21 protein-coding genes are annotated in these 24,753 nt (G+C 70.2%); 8 read left to right on the top strand and 13 right to left on the bottom strand.

Features of this window, described 5'->3' with window-relative positions:
• Genes ACSJDX_RS00270 through sdhC form a run of 5 tightly spaced genes read right to left on the bottom strand, consistent with a single transcriptional unit; the run spans window position 1 to window position 4,727 of the window.
• The gene (locus ACSJDX_RS00270; RefSeq protein WP_438353607.1) at window positions 1–1,185 is read right to left on the bottom strand and encodes an MFS transporter; all 1,185 of its coding nucleotides are present in this window, start codon (window positions 1,183–1,185) and stop codon (window positions 1–3) included.
• A 36-nt stretch (window positions 1,186–1,221) separates the two neighbouring features.
• Window positions 1,222–1,989 carry a succinate dehydrogenase iron-sulfur subunit gene (locus ACSJDX_RS00265; RefSeq protein WP_438353606.1) on the bottom strand — a complete coding sequence of 256 codons (768 nt, stop codon included), beginning with the start codon at window positions 1,987–1,989 and terminating at the stop codon, window positions 1,222–1,224.
• Window positions 1,990–1,991: 2 nt separating this feature from the next.
• On the bottom strand, window positions 1,992–3,821 hold the full coding sequence (gene sdhA / locus ACSJDX_RS00260) for a succinate dehydrogenase flavoprotein subunit (protein ID WP_438353605.1): 1,830 nt from the start codon (window positions 3,819–3,821) through the stop codon (window positions 1,992–1,994).
• Between the two features lie 34 nt (window positions 3,822–3,855).
• Window positions 3,856–4,293, bottom strand: coding sequence for a succinate dehydrogenase hydrophobic membrane anchor subunit (locus ACSJDX_RS00255; RefSeq protein ID WP_438353604.1), 438 nt, complete (start codon window positions 4,291–4,293; stop codon window positions 3,856–3,858).
• Window positions 4,293–4,727, bottom strand: a complete 435-nt coding sequence (gene sdhC, locus ACSJDX_RS00250) for a succinate dehydrogenase, cytochrome b556 subunit (RefSeq protein WP_438353603.1) — start codon at window positions 4,725–4,727, stop codon at window positions 4,293–4,295. Before sdhC ends, ACSJDX_RS00255 begins: the two co-directional genes overlap by 1 nt.
• 200 nt (window positions 4,728–4,927) lie before the next feature.
• Here sdhC and ACSJDX_RS00245 point away from each other — a divergent pair, with 200 nt between their 5' ends.
• The 8 genes from ACSJDX_RS00245 (at window position 4,928) to ACSJDX_RS00210 (ending at window position 14,394) form a co-directional block, all read left to right on the top strand.
• A complete protein-coding gene (locus ACSJDX_RS00245; protein WP_438353602.1) occupies window positions 4,928–6,043 on the top strand; it encodes a mannose-1-phosphate guanylyltransferase in 1,116 nt (371 codons plus the stop codon).
• A gap of 141 nt (window positions 6,044–6,184) precedes the next feature.
• Window positions 6,185–7,324, top strand: a complete 1,140-nt coding sequence (locus tag ACSJDX_RS00240; protein WP_438353601.1) for a BMP family lipoprotein — start codon at window positions 6,185–6,187, stop codon at window positions 7,322–7,324.
• Window positions 7,325–7,416: 92 nt separating this feature from the next.
• A complete protein-coding gene (locus tag ACSJDX_RS00235; protein ID WP_438353600.1) occupies window positions 7,417–8,931 on the top strand; it encodes an ABC transporter ATP-binding protein in 1,515 nt (504 codons plus the stop codon).
• Window positions 8,928–10,250 carry an ABC transporter permease gene (locus ACSJDX_RS00230; RefSeq protein WP_438353599.1) on the top strand — a complete coding sequence of 441 codons (1,323 nt, stop codon included), beginning with the start codon at window positions 8,928–8,930 and terminating at the stop codon, window positions 10,248–10,250. Before ACSJDX_RS00235 ends, ACSJDX_RS00230 begins: the two co-directional genes overlap by 4 nt.
• Window positions 10,247–11,551 carry an ABC transporter permease gene (locus ACSJDX_RS00225; RefSeq protein ID WP_438353598.1) on the top strand — a complete coding sequence of 435 codons (1,305 nt, stop codon included), beginning with the start codon at window positions 10,247–10,249 and terminating at the stop codon, window positions 11,549–11,551. Before ACSJDX_RS00230 ends, ACSJDX_RS00225 begins: the two co-directional genes overlap by 4 nt.
• Before the next feature lie 2 nt (window positions 11,552–11,553).
• The gene (locus ACSJDX_RS00220) at window positions 11,554–11,955 is read left to right on the top strand and encodes a cytidine deaminase (protein ID WP_438353597.1); all 402 of its coding nucleotides are present in this window, start codon (window positions 11,554–11,556) and stop codon (window positions 11,953–11,955) included.
• Window positions 11,952–13,244 (top strand): thymidine phosphorylase, encoded by a 1,293-nt coding sequence (locus ACSJDX_RS00215; protein ID WP_438353596.1) that lies wholly within the window; start codon window positions 11,952–11,954, stop codon window positions 13,242–13,244. Before ACSJDX_RS00220 ends, ACSJDX_RS00215 begins: the two co-directional genes overlap by 4 nt.
• Window positions 13,245–13,278: 34 nt before the next feature.
• The gene (locus ACSJDX_RS00210) at window positions 13,279–14,394 is read left to right on the top strand and encodes an adenosine deaminase (RefSeq protein ID WP_438353595.1); all 1,116 of its coding nucleotides are present in this window, start codon (window positions 13,279–13,281) and stop codon (window positions 14,392–14,394) included.
• 42 nt (window positions 14,395–14,436) lie between these two features.
• Here the strand turns inward: ACSJDX_RS00210 and ACSJDX_RS00205 are convergent, their stop codons facing one another.
• The 8 genes from ACSJDX_RS00205 to ptsP all read right to left on the bottom strand — a co-directional run bounded on the left by ACSJDX_RS00205 (window position 14,437) and on the right by ptsP (window position 24,714).
• Window positions 14,437–15,339, bottom strand: coding sequence for a hypothetical protein (locus tag ACSJDX_RS00205; RefSeq protein ID WP_438353594.1), 903 nt, complete (start codon window positions 15,337–15,339; stop codon window positions 14,437–14,439).
• 223 nt (window positions 15,340–15,562) lie between these two features.
• Window positions 15,563–16,333: an alpha/beta hydrolase gene (locus ACSJDX_RS00200; protein WP_438353593.1), complete on the bottom strand. Its 771-nt coding sequence runs from the start codon at window positions 16,331–16,333 to the stop codon at window positions 15,563–15,565.
• 82 nt (window positions 16,334–16,415) lie between these two features.
• Complete coding sequence (gene nagE / locus ACSJDX_RS00195; RefSeq protein ID WP_438353592.1) at window positions 16,416–18,413, bottom strand: N-acetylglucosamine-specific PTS transporter subunit IIBC; 1,998 nt, start codon at window positions 18,411–18,413, stop codon at window positions 16,416–16,418.
• A 156-nt stretch (window positions 18,414–18,569) separates the two neighbouring features.
• Window positions 18,570–19,523 carry an NAD-dependent epimerase/dehydratase family protein gene (locus ACSJDX_RS00190; protein WP_438353591.1) on the bottom strand — a complete coding sequence of 318 codons (954 nt, stop codon included), beginning with the start codon at window positions 19,521–19,523 and terminating at the stop codon, window positions 18,570–18,572.
• A gap of 167 nt (window positions 19,524–19,690) precedes the next feature.
• Window positions 19,691–20,845 carry a mannitol-1-phosphate 5-dehydrogenase gene (locus ACSJDX_RS00185; RefSeq protein WP_438353590.1) on the bottom strand — a complete coding sequence of 385 codons (1,155 nt, stop codon included), beginning with the start codon at window positions 20,843–20,845 and terminating at the stop codon, window positions 19,691–19,693.
• A complete protein-coding gene (locus tag ACSJDX_RS00180; protein WP_438353589.1) occupies window positions 20,845–21,282 on the bottom strand; it encodes a PTS sugar transporter subunit IIA in 438 nt (145 codons plus the stop codon). Before ACSJDX_RS00180 ends, ACSJDX_RS00185 begins: the two co-directional genes overlap by 1 nt.
• Window positions 21,283–21,388: 106 nt before the next feature.
• On the bottom strand, window positions 21,389–23,044 hold the full coding sequence (locus tag ACSJDX_RS00175; protein WP_438353588.1) for a PTS mannitol transporter subunit IICB: 1,656 nt from the start codon (window positions 23,042–23,044) through the stop codon (window positions 21,389–21,391).
• On the bottom strand, window positions 23,041–24,714 hold the full coding sequence (gene ptsP, locus ACSJDX_RS00170) for a phosphoenolpyruvate--protein phosphotransferase (RefSeq protein ID WP_438353587.1): 1,674 nt from the start codon (window positions 24,712–24,714) through the stop codon (window positions 23,041–23,043). Before ptsP ends, ACSJDX_RS00175 begins: the two co-directional genes overlap by 4 nt.
• Between the last annotated feature and the right edge of the window lie 39 nt (window positions 24,715–24,753).

Raw genomic sequence — 24,753 nt, 5'->3', positions numbered from 1 at the left:
TTAGCGATCGACGGATGCCGCGCCCGCCGCGCGGAAACGGCGCACGATCAGCAGCACGGGCAGCAGCAGCATCCCGGGCAGCAGGAACGCCTGGCCGAGGCCCGGGGCACCGGCGAGCAGCCCGAGGGCGACGGCGCCGAGCACCGCCCCGCCGTAGTTGAACAGGTTCACCCGCGCGATGATCTCATCGCTGCGCGCGGGGGCGAGTTCTCCGGCCGAGGTGAACGCGAGCGGAACGAGGGCTCCGACGGCGACGCCCGCGAGGGCGAACCCGACGATCGCGGCGGGGGCCGACGGGAGCACCGCGACGAGCACGAGGCCGGCCAGCGAGGCGGCTGTCGCGCCGATCACGATCGGGCGCGGTCCGAAGCGGCGCACGAGCCGATCCGCCGCGAGGCGGGTCACGAGGATCGCCACCTGATATGCGGCGTAGCCGAGCGGTGCGATCGCCGCGGCGGCGGAGAGGGCGTCGGCGAGGTACACAGTGCTCCAGGTGCTCACCGCCGAGTCGAGCGTGAAGGCCGCGAGGATCACGAACCCGAACAGCCAGATCCCGCGGCGGGGGAGGGATGCCGTCGGCCGGGCGCCGGCGCCCGCGTCCGTGACCGCGGCGGCGCGGGCCGGGTCGAAGGAGTACCAGCCCCACGCGGCAGCTCCGGCGGCGACGACGATCGCCACAGCCAGGGCGGCGCCGCCGAGACCGGCCGCGGCCGTGCCGGCCACGGCGAGCGCTCCGACGATCGCCGCGGCGGTGTAGGAGGCGAAGAATCCGCCCATGAGGTCGCGGCCGGCGCGGCGCTGCACGAACACGCCCTGCATCGCCGCCGAGGCGTCCACCGCCCCGAGGCCCACCCCGTACACGCCGAAGGCCGCGACGAACACGGGCAGCGCGGCATCCGTCGTGATCACCGTCACGGCGGCGGCCTCGATCACCAGCCCCGCGCACAGCGCCGCCCGGCTGCCCCACCGCTTCGCGACGAGGTCGGCCAGACCGGAGCCGCCCGCCGCCGCGGCGCACACCAGCAGCACGATCAGCGACACCGCCGTGTCGTCGAGCCCCTGCCGCTCCTTGAACGCGGGCAGCGACGTCACCACGACCGCATAGCCGAGGCCTTGAGCGGCGTACGCGGCGCGCACGGCTGCGCGGGAGCGCACGGCACGTCGGACGAGGGGACCCGGGGTCACATCAGGAGCGTACGCCCCCGCCGATCCCGACCGCGCTCAGGCGCGGCCGCGCAGGACCGCCTGCTTCACCTCGGCGATCGCCTTCGTGACCTCGATGCCGCGGGGGCACGCCTCGGTGCAGTTGAAGGTGGTGCGGCAGCGCCACACCCCCTCCTTGTCGTTGAGGATGTCCAGGCGCGTGGTGCCGGCGTCGTCGCGGGAGTCGAAGATGAACCGGTGCGCGTTGACGATCGCGGCGGGGCCGAAGTACTGCCCGTCGGTCCAGAACACCGGGCACGACGAGGTGCACGCGGCGCACAGGATGCACTTGGTGGTGTCGTCGAAGACCTCGCGGTCGACGATGGACTGCACGCGCTCCTTGCCCTTCTCGGGGATGGAGTTCGCGATCAGGAACGGCTGCACCTCGCGGTAGGAGGCGAAGAACGGCTCCATGTCGACGATGAGGTCCTTCTCCAGCGGCAGGCCCTTGATCGCCTCGACGTAGATCGGCTGCGAGATGTCGAGGTCCTTGATGAGGGTCTTGCACGCGAGCCGGTTGCGGCCGTTGATGCGCATCGCGTCGGATCCGCAGATGCCGTGCGCGCACGAGCGGCGGAACGACAGCGACCCGTCGACCTCCCACTTGATCTTGTGCAGCGCGTCGAGCACGCGGTCGGTGGAGTACAGCTCCACGTCGTAGTCGACCCAGCGCGGCTCGGCGTCGACCTCCGGGTCGAACCGGCGGATGTTGAAGGTGACGAGGAACGACTGGATTCCGGTGTCCGCGGTCTCCTCCTGGGCCGGAGCGTCAGCGACGATCGTCATCCTCAGTACTTCCTCTCCAGGGGCGGGTAGCGCAGCTCGCCCGCCTCGTTCTTGGTGAACACCACCGGCTTCCATCCCAGTTCGATGTGGTCGGACGGGTGCGACGAGTGCGGGTCGCCGGTCAGGTAGGCCATCGTGTGCTGCATGTAGTTCTCGTCGTCCCGCGTGGGGAAGTCGTCGCGCATGTGGCCGCCGCGGCTCTCCTCGCGGTTCTGCGCCGCGTAGACCACGACCTCGGCGAGATCCAGCAGGAACCCGAGCTCCACCGCCTCGAGCAGGTCGGTGTTGTACCGCTTGCCCTTGTCGTCGACGTGCACGTTCTTGTAGCGCTCGCGCAGGTCGGCGATGACGTCGAGCACGTGAGCGAGCGACTCGTGGGTGCGGAACACCTGCGCGCCCTTGTCCATCTCGTCCTGCAGCGTCTTGCGCAGCACCGCGATGCGCTCCTGGCCCGGGTTGGCCCGCAGGCCCTCGATCATCTCGCGCACGCCGGCGACGGCGTCGTCGGGCACGGGCACGAACTCGGCGCCGCTCTGCACGTATGCGACGGCGTTGCGGCCGGCGCGCTTGCCGAACACGTTGATGTCGAGGAGGGAGTTGGTGCCCAGGCGGTTGGAGCCGTGCACCGACACGCAGGCGCACTCCCCGGCGGCGTACAGGCCCGGCACGACGGTGTCGTTGTCGGCGAGAACCTCGGCACTGTTGTTGGTGGGGATGCCGCCCATCGCGTAATGCGCGGTCGGCATCACCGGCACGGGCTCGACGACCGGGTCGACGCCCAGATAGGTGCGCGCGAACTCGGTGATGTCGGGGAGCTTGGTCTCGAGCACTTCGGCGCCCAGGTGGGTGCAGTCCAGCAGCACGTAGTCGCGATGCGGTCCGGCACCCCGGCCCTCGGCCACCTCCTGCACCATGCAGCGGGCCACGATGTCGCGCGGCGCGAGGTCTTTGATCGTGGGGGCGTAGCGCTCCATGAACCGCTCGCCCGAGGCGTTGCGCAGGATCGCGCCCTCGCCGCGGGCGCCTTCGGTGAGCAGGATGCCGAGCCCGGCCAGGCCGGTCGGGTGGAACTGGAAGAACTCCATGTCCTCCAGCGGCAGGCCCTTTCGCCACACGATGCCGACGCCGTCACCGGTGAGGGTGTGCGCGTTGGAGGTGGTCTTGAAGATCTTGCCGAAGCCGCCCGTGGCGAAGATGACCGCCTTCGACTGGAAGACGTGCAGGTCGCCGGTGGCCAGCTCGTAGGCCACGACGCCCGCGATCTGGGTCGCGCCCGAGGCATCCTTCACGGTCAGCAGGTCGAGCACGTAGAACTCGTTGAAGAAGTTGATGCCGAGCTTCACGCAGTTCTGGAACAGCGTCTGAAGGATCATGTGGCCGGTGCGGTCGGCGGCGTAGCAGGCGCGGCGCACGGGCGTCTTGCCGTGGTCGGCGGTGTGCCCGCCGAACCGGCGCTGGTCGATCTTGCCCTCGGGGGTGCGGTTGAACGGCAGGCCCATGTTCTCGAGGTCGATGACCGCGTCGATCGCCTCTTTCGCGAGGATCTCGGCCGCATCCTGGTCGACGAGGTAGTCGCCGCCCTTGATCGTGTCGAAGGTGTGCCACTCCCAGGAGTCCTCTTCGACGTTCGCGAGCGCCGCCGCCATGCCGCCCTGCGCGGCGCCGGTGTGCGAGCGCGTCGGGTAGAGCTTGGAGATCACCGCGGTCTTCGCGCCGGGACCGGCCTCGATGGCCGCGCGCATTCCGGCCCCGCCGGCGCCCACGATGACGATGTCGAACTGGTGGTAGTGCACCCCGTCCTTGACGACGGAGTCGGTGCTCTGGGTGCTCACGTAGTAGGCGCTTTCGTGTCGTCGGGGTGCCGGGTCAGCCCTGGCACATGCCCCACAGGCTGCTGTCGGGGGTGACGCCGAGGCAGGGGTCGAAGGTGAACACGACGAGCGTGCCCAGCAGGATCAGGAACGCGGCGGCGACCGCGACGGCGCCCACGAGCACCTGGCGCGTGCGGGTGTGCGTCACGTAGTCGTTGATGACGGTGCGCATGCCGTTCGCGCCGTGGATGAGGGCCAGCCACAACATCAGCACGTCCCACCACTGCCAGAACGGCGAGGCGAACTTCCCGACGATGAACGCGAAGTCCAGCTGGTGGATGCCGTCGCCGGTGAGGAGGTTCACGAACAGGTGGCCGAAGATCAGCACCACCAGCAGCACGCCGGAGGCGCGCATGTAGATCCAGCCCCACTTCTCGAGGTTGGAGCCGCGACGGCGCGGGGCGGCGGAGCGGGGCGCGTCGATCGTCGTCATCAGTGACCGCCTCCCATCGAGGAGAAGACGTTGATGAGGTGGCGAGGAGCGAAGCCCAGCATCGTCACCGCCCACAGTCCGATCACGATCCACCACATCTGACGCTGGTAGCGCGCGCCCTTCGACCAGAAGTCGACGACGATGATGCGGAGCCCGTTGTAGGCGTGGTACGCGATGGCCGCGACCAGCACGACCTCGCCGAGGCCCATGATCGGGTTCTTGTACGTGCCGATCACCGCGTCGTACGCCTGGGGCGAGACGCGGATGAGCGCCGTGTCGAGCACATGCACCAGCAGGAAGAAGAAGATGGCGACGCCGGTGATGCGGTGCAGCACCCACGACCACATGCCCTCGCGACCCCGGTAGAGCGTCCCACGGGGGACTCTCGAGGTGGTCTCCGATACCGACGGTGTCACGCGCGTTCCTGCAGACACGGTCGTCCTCCCTGATCGCTGTTTCCGGCCGGGACGTCGCTGCCGGACGGGCGGCGGCGTGGCGCAATCACCCTACTCCGGTCGTTCCCGCGGCGGGGATTAGGGACGCCTTACTCTCTCGACATCGAGAGATCTCCGGGCGGATGCCGCACCCGGCCCCCGTCCGGCATCCGTCCGGGTCGGCCCGGTACCCTGTGCGCATGGCCGCACTCCTCGACGACTTCTACGCCGTGATCCCCGCCGGCGGCATCGGCAGCCGGCTGTGGCCGCTCTCCCGCGCCGACGCCCCCAAGTTCCTGCACGACCTGACCGGATCGGGGCAGACGCTGCTGCGCGACACGTGGGATCGGCTCGAGCCGATCGCCGGCCCGGACCGCATCGCGGTGGTCACCGGGCGCGCACACCGCGCGGCCGTGGAGAAGGAGCTGCCCGGCATCCCCGACCGGAACGTCTTCCTCGAATCCGAACCGCGCGACTCCGCCGCCGCGATCGGCCTCGCCGCCGCGATCCTGCACCGCCGCGAGCCGAACGTCGTGATCGGGTCGTTCGCCGCCGACCACGTCATCCGCGGGCGCAACGCCTTCTACTGGGCGGTGGAGCAGGCGGTGGCGGTCGCTCGGGCGGGCTACATCTGCACGATCGGCATCCCGCCCACCGAGCCGTCGATCGGCTTCGGATACATCCGGAAGGCGGGCGAGCTCACCGTGGAGGGCGCGCGCGAGGCGGCGATCGTGGAGAGGTTCGTCGAGAAGCCCGACCTGGCCACCGCCCGCACCTACTACGCCGACCGCGCCTACCTGTGGAACGCCGGCATGTTCATCTCTCGCGCCGACGTGCTGCTGGAGGAGATCGCGGCCAGCCAGCCCGAGCTGCACGCCGGGCTCCTCGAGCTCGCCGAGGCCTGGGACGACCGCGACCGCCGCGGTCCCGCCGTGGATCGGATCTGGCCGACGATCACGAAGATCGCGATCGACTACGCCGTCGCCGAGCCGGCCGCGGAGAAGGGGCGCCTCGCGGTCATCCCCGGTCATTTCGACTGGGACGACGTCGGCGACTTCGCCAGTCTCGCCAAGCTCAACTCCCACGGGCGCAAGAACGACCTCGCCATCCTCGGCGAGAACGCCCGCATCCTCTCGGATGCCTCCAGCGGCATCGTGGTCACGCAGACCAAGCGCATCATCAGCGTGATCGGCGTCAAAGACATCGTGATCGTCGACACGGACGACGCGCTGCTGGTCACCACCAGCGAGCACGCGCAGCGCGTCAAGGGAGTGGTCGACGCGCTGAAGGGCAGCGGCCGCGGCAGCGTGCTCTGACTGCGACGCGGGGCAAGTTGCGTCTTTGTAACCATTCGGTTGCCGAAGGCTCGCAGACGTGCAAGCCGTTCGTCACTGTGGGTAACTTTGTGCCACCGTCCCCCGCGAAGTCCGCGGGGGTCTCGAATGTGGAGGCGTGAGTTGACCATCACTACCACCAAGAAGCTCATCGGCATCACCGCTGCCGCGGGGCTCCTCGTGGCCCTCGCCGGCTGCGGCTCGGCGCCCACGGGCAGCACCTCGTCCGGTGGCGCGGCCGCCGCCGGCTTCAAGCCCTGCATCGTCTCCGACGACGGCGGCTGGAACGACAAGTCGTTCAACCAGTCCGCCAAGGAGGGCATCGACAAGGCGGCGAAGGAGCTGGGAGTCCAGGCCGTCGAGGTCGAGTCCAGCTCGGCCAACGACTACGCGCCCAACCTCGACAACCTCGTCTCCGAAGGCTGCACGTTCATCATCGCGGTCGGCTTCAAGCTGTCGGCCGACACCGTCGCGTCGGCCAAGGCCAACCCGAAGATCAACTACGCCATCATCGACGACCGTGCCGACAACGAAGGTGCCACCGGCGCCGACGGCAAGCCCACGGGCGACGGCAAGACGGATGCCCCGAACATCAAGCCGCTCCTGTTCGACACCGTGCAGGCGGCCTACCTCGGCGGCTACGCGGCCGCGGCCTGGTCCGACGCCGCCGGCGTCAACAAGGTCGGCACCTTCGGCGGCCTGCAGATCCCGCCGGTGACGATCTTCATGGACGGCTTCATCGACGGCGTCAAGAAGTTCAACACCGACAAGGGCAAGAGCGTCGCGACCTTCGGGTGGGACGTCGCCGGCCAGTCGGGCGCCTTCACCGGCGGCTTCGCGGCCAACGACACCGCCAAGCAGACCGCGCAGGGCATCCTCGACCAGGGTGTCGACGTGGTCCTGCCGGTCGGCGGCCCGATCTACCAGAGCGCGTCCGCGGCCATCAAGGACTCGGGCAAGAGCACCGTCATGCTCGGCGTCGACTCCGACCTGGCCGTCTCCGACCCGTCGGTCGCCAGCCAGGTGCTGGTGTCGATCATGAAGCGCATCGACATGGCCGTGTACGACGCGGTCAAGGCCGCCTCGTCGGGCTCGTTCGACACCGCGCCGTACGTCGGCACGCTGGAGAACCAGGGCGTCGGACTGTCGTCGTTCCACGACTTCGAGAGCAAGCTGCCCGCCGGTCTGACCGGTGAGCTCGACGCCCTGCAGAAGTCGATCATCGACGGCTCGCTCAAGGTCACCTCGCCCAGCTCGCCGTAACGAGCAGGCAGTGGCGCGGCCGGGGGGATGCCGAGGCATCCTCCCGGCCGCGCACCTTTGTCGGCCCCTCCTTTCTGGATAAGGTGCAGAACATGAAGCTCGAGCTCCGTGGCATCACGAAGCGATTCGGCAGCCTCACCGCGAACGATCACATCGATCTCGTGGTCCGACCCGGGGAGATCCACGCGCTTCTCGGTGAGAACGGCGCAGGCAAGTCGACGCTGATGAACGTCCTCTACGGCCTCTACCAGGCCGATGAGGGCGACATCCTCCTGGACGACGTGGTCCAGAACTTCCGAGGACCCGGCGACGCGATGGGCGCCGGCATCGGCATGGTGCACCAGCACTTCATGCTGATCCCCGTCTTCACCGTCGCGGAGAACGTCATGCTCGGTCACGAGCAGACCAAGGCCCTCGGTGCCCTCGACCTCGCCAGCGCCCGCCGCCACGTGCGCGCCGTCGCCGAGCGATTCGGGTTCGACGTCGATCCCGACGCGATCGTGGGCGACCTGCCCGTCGGCGTGCAGCAGCGCGTCGAGATCATCAAGGCGCTCTCGCGCGACGCGAAGGTGCTCGTGTTCGACGAGCCCACCGCGGTGCTCACGCCGCAGGAGACCGACGAGCTGATGGGCATCATGCGTCAGCTGCGCGACGAGGGCACCTCGATCGTCTTCATCACCCACAAGCTGCGCGAAGTGCGCGAGGTCGCCGACCGCATCACCGTCATCCGACTCGGCAAGGTCGTGGGCGAGGCGGATCCGACCGACTCCAACACCGAGCTGGCCTCGATGATGGTCGGGCGCTCCGTCGAGCTGACCGTGCACAAGGAGGCGCCGACGCTCGGCGAAGGCGGGCTGTCGGTGCGCGATCTGCGCGTCATCACCGCCGAAGGGGCCGTGGTCGTCGACGACGTCTCGTTCGACGTGCGGCCGGGCGAGGTGCTCGCCATCGCCGGTGTGCAGGGCAACGGCCAGACCGAGCTGTCCGAGGCCATCATCGGCCTGCAGACCCACATCACCGGCTCCATCCGCCTGGGCGGCACCGAGCTGGTCGGCCGCAGCGTCCGGGCCATCCTCGACGAGGGCGTCGGATTCGTCCCCGAGGACCGGCAGGAGGACGGCCTGGTCACCGCGATGTCGGTGGCCGAGAACCTCATCCTCGACCGCTCGTCCGACAAGGCCTTCACGACCGCCGGCACGATCCGCCGAGGCGTGCTCGACGCTTTCGCCCGCGACCGCATCGCCGAGTTCGACATCCGGACGCAGGGCCCGCAGACGCGCGCGGGGGCACTGTCGGGCGGCAACCAGCAGAAGGTCGTGATCGCCCGTGAGCTCAACCGCGAGCTCAAGCTGTTCCTCGCATCTCAGCCGACGCGCGGCGTCGACGTCGGCTCGATCGAGTTCATCCACAAGCGCATCATCGAGACGAGGGATGCCGGCGTGCCGGTGATCGTCGTCTCGACCGAGCTCGACGAGGTCACCGCCCTCGCCGACCGCATCGCGGTGATGTATCGGGGCGGCATCGTCGGCATCGTGCCCGGCACCACCCCGCGCGACGTGCTCGGCCTCATGATGGCGGGCGAGACACCCACGGAGGATGCCGCATGAGCGACCGAGTCCCCGGCGGCGACGCCGCGCAGCCCGGACTTCCGCCGGAGCAGCTGCCCGCGGCATCCGGCCCTCTCACCGGCAGCCCCGCGCCGATTCCCGATGCGCCGCTGCAGAACCGCGTGCTCCGCGAGTTCCTCCGCGGCGGAGTGGTCGCCACGGTGCTCGCCCTGGTGCTGGCGATCCTGATCGGCGGGATCCTGATCGCGGTGACCAATCCGGAGGTGCAGACGGCCTCCGGCTACTTCTTCGCGCAGCCGGGCGACACGTTCGCGGCGATCTGGAACGCGGTGTACGGCGGCTACGAGGCGCTGTTCCGCGGGTCGATCTACAACGCCCGAGCGGCCGACTTCTCCACCGCCATCCGGCCGCTGACCAACACGATCGGCTTCGCCACACCGCTGATCGCCGCCGCTCTCGGCGTCGCGCTGGCGTTCCGGGTCGGCCTGTTCAACATCGGCGCTCGCGGTCAGATGCTCATCGCGTGCGGGTTCGCGGCGCTGACGACGTTCGGTCTCGACCTGCCGTTCTGGATCCAGCTGCCGCTCACCCTCATCGCCGGCATCGTCGGCGGCGCGCTGTGGGGCGGCATCGTGGGTGTGCTCAAGGCGCGCACCGGTGCGCACGAGGTGATCCTCACGATCATGCTCAACTACATCGCGTTCTACCTCGTCTCGTGGCTGGTGCGCACCCCGGGGCTGCTGCAGAAGCAGGGGTCGAACCAGCCGATCTCCTCGCCGACGCCCACCGGCGCTCAGTTCCCGAAGATGTTCGGCGACGGCTACCCCCTGCTGAACTGGGGCTTCGTCGTGGTGATCTTCGCCACGCTGTTCGTGTGGTGGCTCATCGAGCGCTCGAGCCTCGGATTCCGCATGCGCGCGGTGGGGGAGAACCCGCACGCCGCGCGTGCGGCGGGCATCAGCGTGCAGCGCATCTACATCTACGCGATGCTGTTCGCCGGGGGCCTCGCGGGTCTGGCGGGGATGAACCAGATCCTCGGGTCGGTCACGAGCGGATTCGACGGCCTGATCGACGCCGGCATCGGCTTCGACGCCATCACTGTCGCGCTCCTCGGCCGCAGCCGCGCGTGGGGCACGTTCGCGGCGGGACTCCTGTTCGGCGCCCTGAAGGCGGGTTCGTTCACGATGCAGGCCTCGCAGGGCATCCCGGTCGACATCGTCCTGGTCGTCCAGTCCCTCATCGTGCTGTTCATCGCGGCCCCGCCGCTCATCCGAACGATCTTCTTCCTGCCCAAGGACGAGGCGGAACGCTCCGCCCGCTCCCGAGCCCGCGCTGCCCGGAAGGCGGTGGCACAGTGACCGACCCCCAGCCCGCGACCGCGCTCGCCCCCGAGATCGCCGCAGACGGCACGATCCAGCTGGCCACCGTGCGGGTACGTCAGTGGAAGCTCCCGATCACTCTGGGGATCGCGACCCTGCTGCTGATCGTGCTCTTCCTGGTGTCGCCGCGCGACGGCACGAGCACCTTCCGCCTCAGCGACGCCGCCGAGGTGATCGCGCTGGGCGACGTGGCGGTGCCGACCGCACTCACCTCCTGGCTGCTGGTGGCGGTCCTGGTGCTGCTCACGCTGTGGACGGTGTGGGATGCCTGGGCCTACCGCCGCACGCGCCTGTGGCTGCCGATCGTCTACGCGGTCCTGGCCGTGTTCGCCTTCCTCACGTGGGCGGCGGCCGGCGGGCTCGTGCCCGTCACCGGACTGCTGTTCGGCGCGGTGTCGCTGTCCGTGCCTCTCGTCTTCGGCGCCCTCGGCGGTGTGATCGGCGAGCGCGTCGGTGTCGTCAACGTCGCCATCGAGGGGCAGTTCCTGCTCGGCGCGTTCAGCGCGGCGATGCTCTCCAGCCTCACCCACAACCCGTTCGTCGGATTGATCGGCGCGATGATCGGCGGCGTCCTGGTGGCGTTCGTGCTCGGTGCGTTCGCGATCAAGTACCTCGTCGACCAGGTGATCGTCGGTGTCGTGCTCAACGTGCTGGTCACCGGGCTCACCGGGTTCCTCTACGGGGTCCTGCTCGTGCCCAACGCGGCGCAGCTCAACAGCCCGGAGCGCTTCTCGCGGTTCGAGATCCCGCTGCTCGGGCAGATCCCGGTGATCGGTCCCGTGCTGTTCAACCAGACCTTCATCGTCTACCTCATGTACATCACGGTCGCCGTGGTGGCCTGGGGCCTGTACCGCACCCGCTGGGGCCTGCGCCTGCGCGCCGTGGGCGAGCACCCGCAGGCGGCCGACACCGTGGGCATCAAGGTGAACACGTCGCGGTTCTGGAACGTGTCGCTGGCCGGCGCGATCGCCGGCATCGGCGGCGCGTACTTCACGCTCGTCTCCGTGCCGCAGTTCGGCAAGGAGATGACGGCGGGCCTCGGCTTCATCGCTCTCGCCGCGGTCATCTTCGGACGCTGGGACCCGGTGCGCGCCACGCTCGCCGCTCTCCTGTTCGGCTTCGCGACGAATCTGCAGAACCTGCTCACCGTGCTCAAGACGCCGATCCCGAGCGAGTTCATGCTCATGCTCCCGTACGTCGTCACGATCCTCGCGGTCGCCGGCTTCGCGGGCCAGATCCGAGGTCCCGCCGCGGCGGGCAAGCCGTATATCAAGGGATGACCGTGACCGACATCGACTGGGACGAGCTGCGTTCCGTGGCCACCGACGCGATGCACCGCGCCTATGCGCCGTACTCGCGCTTCAAGGTGGGCGCCGCGGCGCTGGTCAGCGACGGGCGGATCGTCGCCGGCTGCAACGTCGAGAACGCGTCGTACGGCGTCACGCTGTGCGCGGAGTGCGGGCTGATCAGCGACCTGCACATGTCCGGCGGCGGGCAGCTCGTCGCGTTCGTGTGCGTCGACGGCGAGGGCCGCACCCTCATGCCGTGCGGACGCTGCCGGCAGCTGCTGTTCGAGCACGCCATCCCCGGCATGCTGCTCGAGACGGTGGCGGGCATCCGCACCATCGACGAAGTGCTCCCGGATGCCTTCGGCCCCCGTGACCTCGAGGAGGCGGGCCGGTGACGGCTCCGGAACCTTTCGACGCCGTCGACGTCATCCGGGCCAAGCGCGACGGCGCCCCGGTGCCGGAGGACGCGCTGCGGTGGATGGTCGACGCGTACACACGCGGCTACGTCGCCGACGCGCAGATGGCGTCGTTCGCGATGGCGGTGCTCCTCAACGGCATGGAGCGTGACGAGATCCGCGTGATGACGGACGCGATGATCGCCTCGGGGGAGCGGATGAGCTTCGCCGCCCTCGGCAAGCCCACCGTCGACAAGCACTCCACCGGCGGGGTCGGCGACAAGATCACCCTTCCGCTGGCGCCGCTCGTGGCATCCTTCGGCGTCGCCGTCCCGCAGCTGTCCGGTCGTGGTCTCGGCCACACCGGCGGCACCCTCGACAAGCTGGAGTCCATCCCGGGGTGGCGCGCGGCGCTCAGCAACGACGAGATGTTCGCCCAGCTCCGCGACATCGGCGCGGTGATCTGCGCGGCCGGGTCGGGCCTGGCCCCGGCCGACAAGAAGCTCTACGCCCTGCGCGACGTCACCGGCACCGTCGAGGCGATCCCGCTCATCGCCTCGAGCATCATGTCCAAGAAGATCGCCGAGGGCACCGACGCGCTCGTGCTCGACGTGAAGTTCGGCTCCGGCGCCTTCATGCGCGACGTGGACAGGGCGCGCGAGCTCGCCCGGACGATGGTCGCCCTCGGCACCGACTCCGGAGTGGCGACCACGGCGCTGCTCACCGACATGAACACTCCGCTGGGCCTCGCCATCGGCAACGCCAACGAGGTGCGCGAATCGGTCGAGGTGCTCGCCGGCGGCGGACCCGCCGATGTCGTCGAGCTGACCCTCGCCCTCGCCCGCGAGATGCTGACGCTCGCCGGCCATCCCGACGCCGACGTGGAGGCCGCGCTCAAGGACGGCCGCGCGATGGACGCCTGGCGGGCGATGATCCGCGCGCAGGACGGCGATCCGGATGCCGCACTCCCCGCCCCGCGCGAGACCCATGTCGTCACCGCACCCGCCGACGGGTACGTCACCCGCATGGAGGCGCTCCCCTTCGGCGTCGCCGCGTGGCGCCTGGGCGCCGGTCGTGCCCGCGCCGAGGACCCGGTGCTGCATGCCGCGGGCATCGATCTGCACGTGAAGCCGGGCGAACCGGTACGCGCCGGTCAACCCGTGTTCACCCTCCTGGGGCATGATGACACCCGGTTCGAGCGTGCCCTCGACGCCCTGGAGGGGGCGTGGGAGATCGGCGCGGCGAGACCCGCGCCCGGCCCGCTCGTGCTCGAGCGCATCACCGCCTGACCGACCCCGATATCCGCACCCCCCAGGAGAACCCATGCCCATCGACCAGAACGGCGACGCCCTCGTCGACGGCGTCTCGATCCGCCGCCTTCCCAAGGTCTCGCTGCACGACCACCTCGACGGCGGCCTGCGTCCGGGCACCATCATCGAGCTCGCCGACGAGGCCGGCATCGAGGTGCCCGAGAACGACGCCGAGGAGCTCGCGGACTGGTTCGCCGAGAAGTCGGACTCCGGCTCCCTCGTGGAGTACCTGAAGACGTTCGACCTCACGATCGCCGTGATGCAGACCCGCGAGGGCCTCACGCGCGTCGCGCGGGAGTTCGTCGAGGATCTCGCGGCCGACGGCGTCATCTACGGCGAGGTGCGCTGGGCGCCCGAGCAACACCTGCAGGGCGGACTGTCGCTCGAAGAGGTCGTGGAGGCGGTGCAGGAAGGCATCGAAGAGGGTGAGGACGCCGCGGAGAGCTCGGGGCACGACATCCGTGTCGGTCAGCTCATCAGCGCGATGCGCCACACCGACCGGTCGCTCGAGATCGCCAAGCTCGCCGTCGACTTCCGCGACCGCGGCGCGGTCGGCTTCGACATCGCGGGCCCGGAGGACGGCTTCCCGCCGTCGCGGCTGCGCGAGGCGTTCGACTATCTCGCGTCGGAGTTCTTCCCCGCGACGGTGCACGCCGGCGAGGCGGCCGGGCTCGACTCGATCCGCTCGGCGCTGATCGATGGACGCGCGCTGCGCCTCGGTCACGGCGTACGGATCGCCGAAGACCTCGACGTGGTCTCTCGCGCCGGCGAAGAGGTGCTCGTCCAATTCGGCGACCTCGCCCGCTGGGTGCGCGATCGCGAGATCCCCCTCGAGCTGTCGCCGTCCTCGAACCTGCAGACCGGCGCGATCGAGCGCTGGGGCACCGAGATCGGCGACCACCCGTTCGACCTGCTGTACCAGCTCGGGTTCGCCGTCACGGTGAACGTCGACAACCGCACGATGAGCCGCACCTCGCTCACCCGCGAGCTGGCGCTGCTGGTCGAGACGTTCGACTACGACCTCGGCGACCTGGAGGCCTTCCAGCTCAACGCCGCCGCCGGTGCGTTCCTGCCGGTGGAGGAGCGCGAGGAGCTCATCGAGCTCATCGCCGACGGCTTCGACCGCTAGCACGGCTCGCCCCGTGGGGCGCCGCGTGCAGAACTCCACGGATCACCCCTTGGCGAGCCCGGATCTCCGTGGCTTCGGCGCATCGGCGGCCCGATCCGTGGAGTTCTGCACGGCGCGACAGTGGATGGCCGACTTCATCGCGCCGAGAATCTCGTCGTATCGGTTCAGGATGTCCTCCGCGATCGGGCGCACCGTCATGTAGCCGAGTGCGGCGGCGGCGACGTCGCGCCGTCGGTCGCGCTTCTGGGCTTCCCACCCCTCGTGGAGCGCCCTGCTGTCGCACTCCACGATGAGCCAGCCGTCGACCAGCAGGTCCACTCGACCCACACCGTCGATCTGAACCTGCACCTCGACGGTGCAGCCGAGTCCGCGGAGGAGGAGGCGCACGAGGGTCTCCGGACCCGACTCGCTCCGCGCATCCATCAGGCTCTGGAGGAACCGGAGGCGCCGCGGAAGGCGTAGGAAGACGGCGGCGAGATTGTCATCGTCCACCAGGCCGACGTGGCGTGCGTTGTCGAGCGTCGCCACCGCATCGCGGGGATTCTGGCACCGGCATGCCTGGGCGAGTGCAGAGACGATGTCCGCGGCCATCGCGCTGCGCTCGCGGCCGGTCACGCGCCAGTGCGCCCGGACATGGGCGGCACGCACGGGGAGGCGCGTCGTGGCGTGTTCGAACTGCACGTGCAGGCCGCCGGTGGCGCGGACGAAGACGCCCAGCGCGTACAGGAGCGAGACGCAGTCGAGGCGACCGCCCAGTCGCCCCGCCTCGATCAACCGCGGGTGGGTGTCGGCGGGGACGGAGCGACCGTTGCGCAGCCGAATCAGGTCTCCCGCCGCGACCAGGGCAGCAGCGGTGCGCCGCGTCGTGCCTCGTTCCGCCAGGACGCTCGGGCTCAGAAAGGTCGCGGATGCGATCCGGCGTGCTGCTGCGTCATCCCATGCCACCCACACACTGAACCGCGAGGGGATGCCCTCCGCGCGGGTGCGCAGGAGGTCGTGGACAACCGGGGGGTTCCTCCCGACCGGGGGAGGAACGAATGGGTGTGCAGAACTCCACGGATGTCTCGTGATCCGACCCGATTCGCGCCCCGTCCGGGCGACCAGGCGCCGGATCCGTGGAGTTCTGCACCGACGCGACAAGGCAGGACCGGGTCAGGGGCCCGGCGGGTCAGCCGGCGACGAGGGCGACGGCCGTGCCGACGAGCTCGGTGAGACGGGTCGTCATGTCGGCGTCGGAGATCGACGGGGTGCCGTCGCCGGGCTGGGCGCCGTAGTCGCCGAACGACGCGTGCGAGGCGCCGGCGATCTCGACCATCGACGCATCGGCGGGGAGCAGGTGCCGCGCGTCGGCGATCCTCTGCGGTGTCGACAGGCCGTCCTCGCTGCCTCCGATGCTCAGCACCGTGAGCGACGAGCCGCTGAGGTCGCCGGCGCAGTAGCTGCCGAACAGCACGAGGCCCGAGGCATCCGGAGCCAGCTGGCAGGCCTTCACCCCGCCCAGCGAGTGACCGCCGACGAGCCAGGTCGTCACCTCGGGTGCGGCGGAGGTGAAGGCCGACAGCGGGCGGAGGTCGAAGAACGCGAGATTCAGGACAGGACGGGTGATCACGACCGTGACGTGGTCGTCGGCGACGATCCCGGACAGCTTCGCGGCGTACGCGAGCGGATCGACCTTGGCGCCCGGGACGAACACCAGTCCGACGCCGGAGGCCCCGGAGGCGGGTCGCATCACGATCGAATCGCCGCTGTCGTCGAGGACGATCGCCGGATCGTCGCGCACCGCCTGCAGAGGGCCGGGCTCGGCGGCCATGACGCCGACGTTCGCGTAGATCAGCACCGCCACGACGGCGGCCGCGATCAGGCCGCCCAGCACCGATCCGATCCAGACCAGCACGCGGCGCAGGCGCCGTCGGCGGGGCGGAGCGGCATCGGAGGTCACGAGGCGAGCGTAGTCGCGGAACGGCGGAACGACGGATGCCGGTGGCCCCGCGTGATCGCGGGGCCACCGGCATCCGGTGCACTCAGTCGAACACGACCGTCGCGGCGTCGTCGTTGAGCACGATCACCGGGGTGATCGGCGAGAGGCCCGCCTTCTCGATCGCGGCGCGGTCGAAGCGCAGCAGCGGGTCGCCGCGCTTGACCGTGTGCCCGGCCGCGACGAGCGTCTCGAAGCCGTCGCCCTTCAGCCCGACCGTGTCGATGCCGACGTGGATGAGCAGCTCGGTGCCGTCGGCGAGGGCCAGGCCGATCGCGTGGGCCGTCGGGAACACCGAGGCCACCGTGCCGTCGGCCGGGGCCACGACCGTGTCTCCGGTGGGGTCGATCGCGAGGCCCGGGCCCATCGTCCCCTCGGCGAACATCGGATCGGGCACCGCCGACAGCGGCAGCACCGTCCCCGCGACCGGCTGCAGCAGGCGCACGGTGCGTCCGGATCCGCGCGCGCCCTCCTCCACCGCCGCCCCGGCGGCGATCGACGCCGCCGCCACGTTCGGCACGCCGACCGCGGTCGCCACGCCCGCGGCGAACCCCGTCTGCGCGGCGGTCGCCCCCGACCAGGCGGCGATCGCGTCGGGCACCTCGAGTCGCCCGGCGATGATCTCGTCCATCGCGTCCTTGACGAACTGCACGTTGAGGCCGTACACGACCTGCACCGAGTGCCCGCCCGGCTTGGCGGTGCCCGCGGCACCCGCACGCTTCAGTGCGGCGTCGTCCACCTTCGAGACGTCGGCGACCTCCAGGCGCAGACGCGTCGCGCAGTTGTCGAGGTCGACGATGTTCTCCTTGCCGCCCAGGCCGGCGAGGAAGCGGGCGGCGATCACGGCGTACTTGTCCTCTCCGGATGCCGCGTCGCCGACCTCCTCGACGACGTCGTCGTCTTCACGACCCGGGTTCTTGAGGTTGTAGCGGCGGATGAAGAAGCGGAACACGAAGAAGTAGACGAAGAACCAGAACACGCCCATCACGAAGATGATCCACGGGTTCTGCGCGAGCGGATTGACCCACTGCAGGATCAGGTCGACGAAGCCGGCCGAGAACCCGAAGCCCGAGCGCACCGGCAGGATCGAGGAGATCGCCAGCGAGATGCCCGTGAACACGGCGTGCACGAGGTACAGCCACGGCGCGAGGAACATGAAGGAGAACTCGAGCGGCTCGGTCACCCCGACGAAGAACGACGAGATCGCCGCCGAGAGCAGCAGGCCGGCGACGACCTTCTTGCGGGTCGACTTGGCGGTGACGTACATCGCGAGCGCGGCACCGGGCAGGCCGAACATCATGATCGGGAAGAACCCGGTCATGTACTGGCCGGTGACGCCGAAGACGCCGTCTCCCGCCGACCCGGCGAGGAAGTTGTTGAGGTCGTTGATGCCGGCCACGTCGAACCAGAACACCGAGTTCAGGGCGTGGTGCAGGCCGAGCGGGATCAGAAGGCGATTGAGGAAGCCGTAGATGCCGGCGCCGACCGGGCCGAGGGTCACGATCCACTCGCCGAAGGTGACCAGGCCGTTGAAGACGAGCGGCCACACGAACAGCAGGACGACCGCGACCACGAGCGACATGCCGGCCGCGACGAGGGCGACAGAGCGCCGGCCGGAGAAGAACGACAGCGCGTCGGGCAGCTTGGTGTCTTTGAACCGGTTGTACGCGAACGCGCCGATGAGACCGCAGATGATGCCGACGAAGACGTTCTGGATCTTGCCGAACGCGGGGTCGACCGCCGTCACGTCGATGCCGTACAGGGTCGAGACCGTCGCGGGGGACAGGATGAACGTGACGGTCAGCCACGACACCAGGCCGGCCAAGGCGGATGTTCCGTCGGTCTTGTTGGCCATCCCGAGCGAGATGCCGACCGCGAACAGCAGGGCGATGTTGTCGAGCATCGCGATGCCTGCGGCGCTGATGAACGTCGTGACGACGTTGACACCGGCCACGGTGGATATCCAGTTCGAGATGCCGACCAGGATCGCGGCAACGGGGAGCACCGCCACGGGCAGCATGAACGAACGGCCCAGCCGTTGCATGAACTTCATTGTTTCTCCGGACTGTCGGCCGAAGCCGGTCCGCGCACCATCCCCAGAGCCCGCGGCCCGCCCACGGCGGTGGGTGACTGCTCGGGAACACTACACCCGGGAGCGCTCCCACGAATCCGTTTCTCCACAGGCCTCCCGCCGCGGCGGTCAGCGGTGCGAGACGGCCGGGTGGGTAGCCAGATAGGCCTCGAACGCCTCTCGGCTCGTCAGCGCCGGAGTGAAGCCGAACACCTCGCGCAGACGGTCGGCCGCGGGCACGGGACGGTAGCGGAGGAAGGCGACGCGCTCGGGTCCGTGCGCGGTGCGGCGCAGCATCCGTCCGAGTCGCAGGCCGAGCGAGAGCAGGCCGGCGGGGAACGTCAGCAGCGGCTTGCCGACGCGCTCGGCGATCTCCCGTACGGTGACGCGCCCGGCGCCGGCGAGGTTGTAGACGCCGGGCGGACCGTCGGTGGCGGCACGCACCATCGCGCCCGCGACGTCGTCGACCCACACGAAGACGAACGGCGACTCCGTGCCGCGGATGGCGAGGATGCGCGGCCCGTCCCACAGGACGGTGACCTGATTGCGCGCCGTCGGGCCGAGGACGGTGCACATCCGGAAGACCACCTGTTCGAGGTCGGGATGTCGCACCCGCTCCTCGGCGAGCATCTCCTCGACGAGCCGCTTGTTGCGGGCGTACGGGAAGTCGTCGTTGCCCCGCAGCGCGTCGTCTTCGCGCAGCCACTCGGGATTGTCGGGATGGAAGCCGTAGGCGGCCGCCGACGAGGCCGCGACCAGGCGCCGCACCCCCGTGGCCAGGCACGCGTCGATGACGTGGCGTGTCCCCTCGACGTCGACGCGGTGTTCGCGTGCGATGTCGCGGCCCGGATCGACGATCGCCGCGAGATGCACGACGACGTCGATCGCGTAGCGCTGCAGCAGCGGCGTGATCAGATCGGGACGGGTGACGTCGCAGTGCTCGTAGATCACCCCGTCGACAGGCTGCCGGGGCGGGCGGACGTCGCCGGCGATCACCCGGCCGATCCCCGGGTGCGCCGCCAGGGCCGCGACCACCGACGACCCCACGAACCCCGCACCGCCCGTGACCAGCACTCGCGTCACGCCGACGCTCCGGGAAGCGCGGGCGGGAGGGCATGGCGAGGAGCGTTCATTCGTCTCCACACGTCGTCGTGTCGCGCCGGGCGGCGGGTAGGTGCCCGACGGACACGACTCTAGAGCACGCGCGCGCCCCGCGGGAGAGCGGCTCCCGCGGGGCTACGACGTAACGGCTACGCGGAGAGCTCGGCCTGGCGGGCGGCGACGATCGCCCCGACGCGGGCGAAGAGCGGATGCTGCGGCTCGAGGCCCGTGACGGAGGCGGTGAAGGTCGAAGCATCCGTCTCGCGCAGCTGTCGCTGGAGGTCGACCGACTGGGCGTCCTCGGCGTCGTCGAACTCGAGGGCGGCACCCATCGCCGCGACCAGCGCGTCGACGGGCAGCCCGCGCTCGGCGGCCTCCGCGGCGGGACCGACGAACCGCTCGTGGCGGGAGAGCTTGCGCAGCGGCTGACGGCCGACCCGCCACACCGTGTCGGGGAGTGCGGGGTTGCGGAACCGTCGCAGGATCGTCGCGCGATACTCCGCCTGGACGGACGGATCGAGCTCGTGCTTGGCCACCAGCAGCGCCGAGGTCTCCTCGAGCGCCGCCTCCACCGAGGCCGCGATCGCCGGGTCGGCGAGGGCGTCGGAGATGCGCTCCACGCCCGCCCGTGCACCGAAGTACGCGGTCGTGGCGTGGCCGGTGTTCACGGTGAACAGCTTGCGCTCGATGTAGGGCTCGAGGTCGTCGACGAAATGGGCGCCCGGGATGGTGGGCGGGTCGTCGCCGAACGGCAGGCGCTCGATCGCCCACTCGTAGAACGGCTCGACGGTCACGTCGACGCCCGCGCCCTCGGGCTGGCCGGGGACGATGCGGTCGACGGCGGTGTTGGCGAACACCGCGCGGGCCGACAGCGCCTCCCACGCCTCGCCGGCGAGCTCGACCATCGCATCGCGGAGCAGGTCGGTGGCGTTGATGGCGTTCTCGCACGCCATGATCTGCAGGGGCGGCGACGACGGGTCGCGCAGGGCGAGCGCCGCCACGATGTGCGGGGCGACGAACTTCAGGATGGTCGGGCCGACGGCCGTGGTGACGACGTTCGCGCCGGCGATCTCGTCGATCACCTCGTCGGGGTGCTCGGCGGAGTTGACCGCGCGGAACCCGGTCACGACGGTGTCGACGCCGCCCTCGCCCACCTCGTGCACGGTGTACGAATCCACGGCGTTGATCGCGTCGACCAGGGGGGCCGCGACATCCGAGAACACCAGCTCGTAGCCGCCCTGGTGCAGCAGCAGGCCGACGAAGCCGCGCCCGATGTTGCCGGCGCCGAAGTGGACCGCCTTCATCACACGCCCGCGGCGGAGACGAGCGCGAACAGGTCCTCGGGCGTCTGCGCCTGCTTCAGCTTCGCCACCTCGTCCTCGTCGGAGAACAGGATCGCGATCTGCGACAGGATCTCGAGGTGCTCGTCGCCCTTGCCGGCGATGCCGACGACGAACGTGACCGGCTCTCCGCCCCAGTCCACGCCGCCGTCGTAGCGCACGACCGAGAGCGCCGACTCGAGGATCGCGGCCTTGGTCTCGTTCGTGCCGTGCGGGATGGCGAGCTCGTTGCCCATGTAGGTGGACACCGTGACCTCGCGCTGCTGCATCGCGTCGAAGTAGGCGCTGGTGACGGCACCCGCGGCCTCGAGGATGTCGGCCGCCTCCTTCATCGCCTCTTCCCGGGTCGCCCCGCCGGAGTGGATGCGGACCTGGCCGATGCTCAGAACGTCGCGTGCCATCGTGCTCGCCTTTCATAGAGGGATGGATGCCGCAGCATCCAGTTGTTCGAAGAGATGCCGGAGGGCCGGGGGCATCGCGCCGCCCGGCCCTACGGGGTCTCAGCGCCTACGCACCATCCTGGTGCTGCTGACGGACGAGGTCTACGACCTCGTCGTACTTGGGCGAGTTCATGAAGTTGTCCACCGAGACGTGGACCGACTTCGGGGACTGCGCACGTGCGCGGTCGGTGAGCTGGTTCTGCGTGATCACCAGATCGGCCGATCCGTCGAGGTTCGCCACGGCCTGGTTGACGACCGTGACCCCCTCGATGCCCGCCTTCTTGATCTTGTTGCGCAGCACGCTCGCACCCATCGCGGACGACCCCATTCCGGCGTCGCAGGCGAACACGATGCTGTGGATGGGCCGCTCGGACACGGCCGTGCCGGTGGCGACCGCGTCGGCGGCCTCCGCCCCCTGGACGCCCAGCTGGTCGCCCTCGGCCGCGGCGTTCGCCGTGGCGCGCTGACGGAGCCCTGCCAGCGCCGCCGACTCCTTGCCCTTGTTGGCCTCGGTCTGGGCGATCGCCGCGCCGAAGGAGTCGCCCTCGGCGAGCAGGTCCCGCTTGCGCGAGGACCGCAGGATCACCCCGGCGATCAGGAAGGTCACGACCGCCGCGAGGACCACCGAGAGGTAGACCACCAGGAGGTTCGCGGCACCGGGGCCGATCGCCGCCACCGTCACGGCGATGATGCTGCCGGGAGCGGCCGGGAAGGCCAGACCGCCGCCGAGCAGCATGTTCGTGGTGACGCCGGTCGCACCGCCCGCGATGAGGGCGAGGATCGTCATCGGCTTGGCGAGCGCGTACGGGAAGTAGATCTCGTGGATGCCGCCGAAGAACTGGATGATGATCGCACCCGGGGCCGAGGCCTTGGCCGCGCCGACGCCGAAGAACGTGAAGGCGAGGAGGAGACCGAGACCGGGGCCGGGGTTGGCCTCGATGAGGAACAGGATCGACTTGCCGGTGTTGGCCGCCTGCTCGATGCCGAGCGGGGTGAACACGCCGTGGTTGATGGCGTTGTTGAGGAACAGCACCTTGGCCGGCTCGACGATGACCGACAGCACGGGCAGCAGGTTGAACTGCACGAGCCACGCGACGATGCCGCCGAGGAACGCGCTGATGCCGAGCATGACCGGTCCGAAGGCGAAGAACCCGACGATCGCGAGGATCATGCCCAGGATGCCGGCGGAGAAGTTGTTCACGAGCATTTCGAAGCCGGGCTTGATCTTGCCGTCCCAGATCTTGTCCATCTGCTTGGTGATCCAGCCCGCGAGCGGGCCCATGATCATGGCGCCGAGGAACATCGGGATGTCGGTGCCCACGATGACGCCCATGACCGCGATCGTCGCGACGACGCCGCCGCGTGCGCCGTAGACCATGCGACCGCCGGTGTTGGCGATCAGCAGCGGCAGCAGGTAGGTGATCATCGGGCCGACGAGGCCGACGTAGCCGACGACGTCGCCGGCCGACAGCGCCGTCATCGCGCCGTTCCACCCGATGACGCTCGGGTCGCCGCCGCCGCCGATGATCTCCGACACCGGATACCAGTGCCAGCCGAAGGGGCTCTTCGCGCCGAAGAACCCGGCGGGGATGAAGAGCATGGTGATCAATCCCCACGCGATGAACGCGGCGATGTTGGGCATGATCATGCCCGAGAGGAAGGTTCCGAAGCGCTGGACCGCGACGCGCGCGCCTCCGGGCTTCGTTGGTGACGCCGTTGTCATGGCTGTGTCTCCTTGGTGTGCTGGGACGCGGCGTTCGCCGCGCTTCTTGCGGATGCCGCGTCGTTCGCGGCGAGGGCTGCCTCGGCGATCGCCTTCGCGTCGTCGAGGGAGTGCTGGAGCAGGGTGGCCCGCACGTCGGCGAGCGCCGTGGGCGCCATCGACAGGCTGGTGGCGCCGAGTCCGACGAGGACCACGGCCAGCAGCGGATCGGCCGCGGCCTCGCCGCAGATGCCGACGGGCTTGCCGTGGGCGCGGCCCGCATCGCCGACCTCCTTGATGAGGCGCAGGACCGCCGGATGCCAGGGGTCCTGGAACGACGCCACCGACCCGAGCAGCCGGTCGGCCGCCATCGTGTACTGGGTGAGGTCGTTCGTGCCGATCGAGGCGAAGTCGGCGTCCACGAGCACGCGGTCGGCCAGCAGCGCCGCAGCCGGCACCTCGACCATGACGCCCGCGGTCTTCACGCCGTAGTCGCGGGCCAGCGCGGTGAAGTACTCCGTCTCCTCGACGGTGGCGATCATCGGCGCCATCACCCACAGATCCGCGTCGGTCGCGGCATCCGCGTCGGCCAGCGCCGTCAGCTGCTCGCGCAGGATGTCCTCGCTGGCGCGGAGAGCCCTGATGCCGCGCAGCCCCAGGGCGGGATTCTCCTCGTGCGCATCGTTGAGGAACGCCAACGGCTTGTCGGCGCCGGCGTCGAGGACCCGCACGACCACCTTCTTGCCGGGGAACGCCGCGAGGAGCTCCGTGTAGGCCTCGCGCTGCTGCTCGACCGTGGGGGCCTGGTTCGACGAGAGGAAGAGGAACTCGGTGCGGAAGAGCCCCACGCCCTCCGCACCGAGGGCGACGGCGTCGGCGGCCGCCCCGGGCTTGCCGAGGTTGGCCAGCAACGGGATCGCGGTGCCGTCGGAGAGCGCCCCCGGCGTGATCGGCGCCGATGCCGCCGAGGCGCGCGCCTCGGCGCGGTTCTGCGCTCCGGCGAGCTCGTCGGCGGTGGGCTGGGTCGTCACGACGCCCTTCGCGGCATCGACGATGACCGTCTCGCCGTCGGCGAGTCCCTTCGCCTCGACGGCGCCGACGACGGCGACGATCGACTTCTCGCGGGCCAGGATCGCGGTGTGCGACGTGGGTCCGCCCTCGGTGGTCACCAGCGCGAGCACCTTCTCGAGGTCGAGCAGGGCGGTGTCGGCGGGGGCGAGGTCCTTCGCGACGAGGATGAACGGATGCCCCGGGTCGGGCACACCCGGTGCGGGCACCCCGCGCAGTCGTGCGATGACCCGCTGGGCGACGTCGTCGAGGTCGGCGGCGCGCTCGCCGAGATAGCCGCCCATCGCGGTGAGCGTGTCGCGGAACGAGGCGAAGGCGTCGAACACGGCGAACTCGGCGGTCTTGCCGGCGGCGATGCGGGTGCCGATCTCGGATTCGAGACTCGGGTCCTCGGCCATCATCGCCTGGGCTTCGAGCACGTCGCGGGCGGCGCCGCCGGCCTGCGCGCCGCGTTCCTCCAGCTCGCGGGCGACCGCAGAGACGGCCTCACCGACACGCGTCGTCTCCTCGTCGGGGCTCAGCGCGCTGGGGGTGTCGGCGGGGGCGGGAAGCGGCTCCGCCATGCGGGCGACCGGTCCCTGGGCCACGCCCAGACCGATTCCCACGCCTCGTAGCTCTGCCATCGTCCGGTCTCTCCTTCTGCGGGCCCGAAGTGCGCTCGG

It is taken from the genome of Microbacterium fluminis, assembly GCF_051549805.1.
Lineage (GTDB): Bacteria > Actinomycetota > Actinomycetes > Actinomycetales > Microbacteriaceae > Microbacterium.
The sequence above is the reverse complement of the archived record's forward strand: the minus strand, read 5'-3'. Positions and strand labels throughout refer to the sequence as shown.

What these genes read in the sequence shown, in the direction of transcription:
- ACSJDX_RS00265 (WP_438353606.1), bottom strand. Translation starts at nt 1,989, where the DNA reads ATGACGATCGTCGCTGACGCTCCGGCCCAGGAGGAGACCGCGGACACC.
- ACSJDX_RS00255 (WP_438353604.1), bottom strand. Translation starts at nt 4,293, where the DNA reads ATGACGACGATCGACGCGCCCCGCTCCGCCGCCCCGCGCCGTCGCGGC.
- ACSJDX_RS00245 (WP_438353602.1), top strand. Translation starts at nt 4,928, where the DNA reads ATGGCCGCACTCCTCGACGACTTCTACGCCGTGATCCCCGCCGGCGGC.
- ACSJDX_RS00235 (WP_438353600.1), top strand. Translation starts at nt 7,417, where the DNA reads ATGAAGCTCGAGCTCCGTGGCATCACGAAGCGATTCGGCAGCCTCACC.
- ACSJDX_RS00230 (WP_438353599.1), top strand. Translation starts at nt 8,928, where the DNA reads ATGAGCGACCGAGTCCCCGGCGGCGACGCCGCGCAGCCCGGACTTCCG.
- ACSJDX_RS00210 (WP_438353595.1), top strand. Translation starts at nt 13,279, where the DNA reads ATGCCCATCGACCAGAACGGCGACGCCCTCGTCGACGGCGTCTCGATC.
- nagE (WP_438353592.1), bottom strand. Translation starts at nt 18,413, where the DNA reads ATGCAACGGCTGGGCCGTTCGTTCATGCTGCCCGTGGCGGTGCTCCCC.
- ACSJDX_RS00185 (WP_438353590.1), bottom strand. Translation starts at nt 20,845, where the DNA reads ATGAAGGCGGTCCACTTCGGCGCCGGCAACATCGGGCGCGGCTTCGTC.
- ACSJDX_RS00180 (WP_438353589.1), bottom strand. Translation starts at nt 21,282, where the DNA reads ATGGCACGCGACGTTCTGAGCATCGGCCAGGTCCGCATCCACTCCGGC.
- ACSJDX_RS00175 (WP_438353588.1), bottom strand. Translation starts at nt 23,044, where the DNA reads ATGACAACGGCGTCACCAACGAAGCCCGGAGGCGCGCGCGTCGCGGTC.
- ptsP (WP_438353587.1), bottom strand. Translation starts at nt 24,714, where the DNA reads ATGGCAGAGCTACGAGGCGTGGGAATCGGTCTGGGCGTGGCCCAGGGA.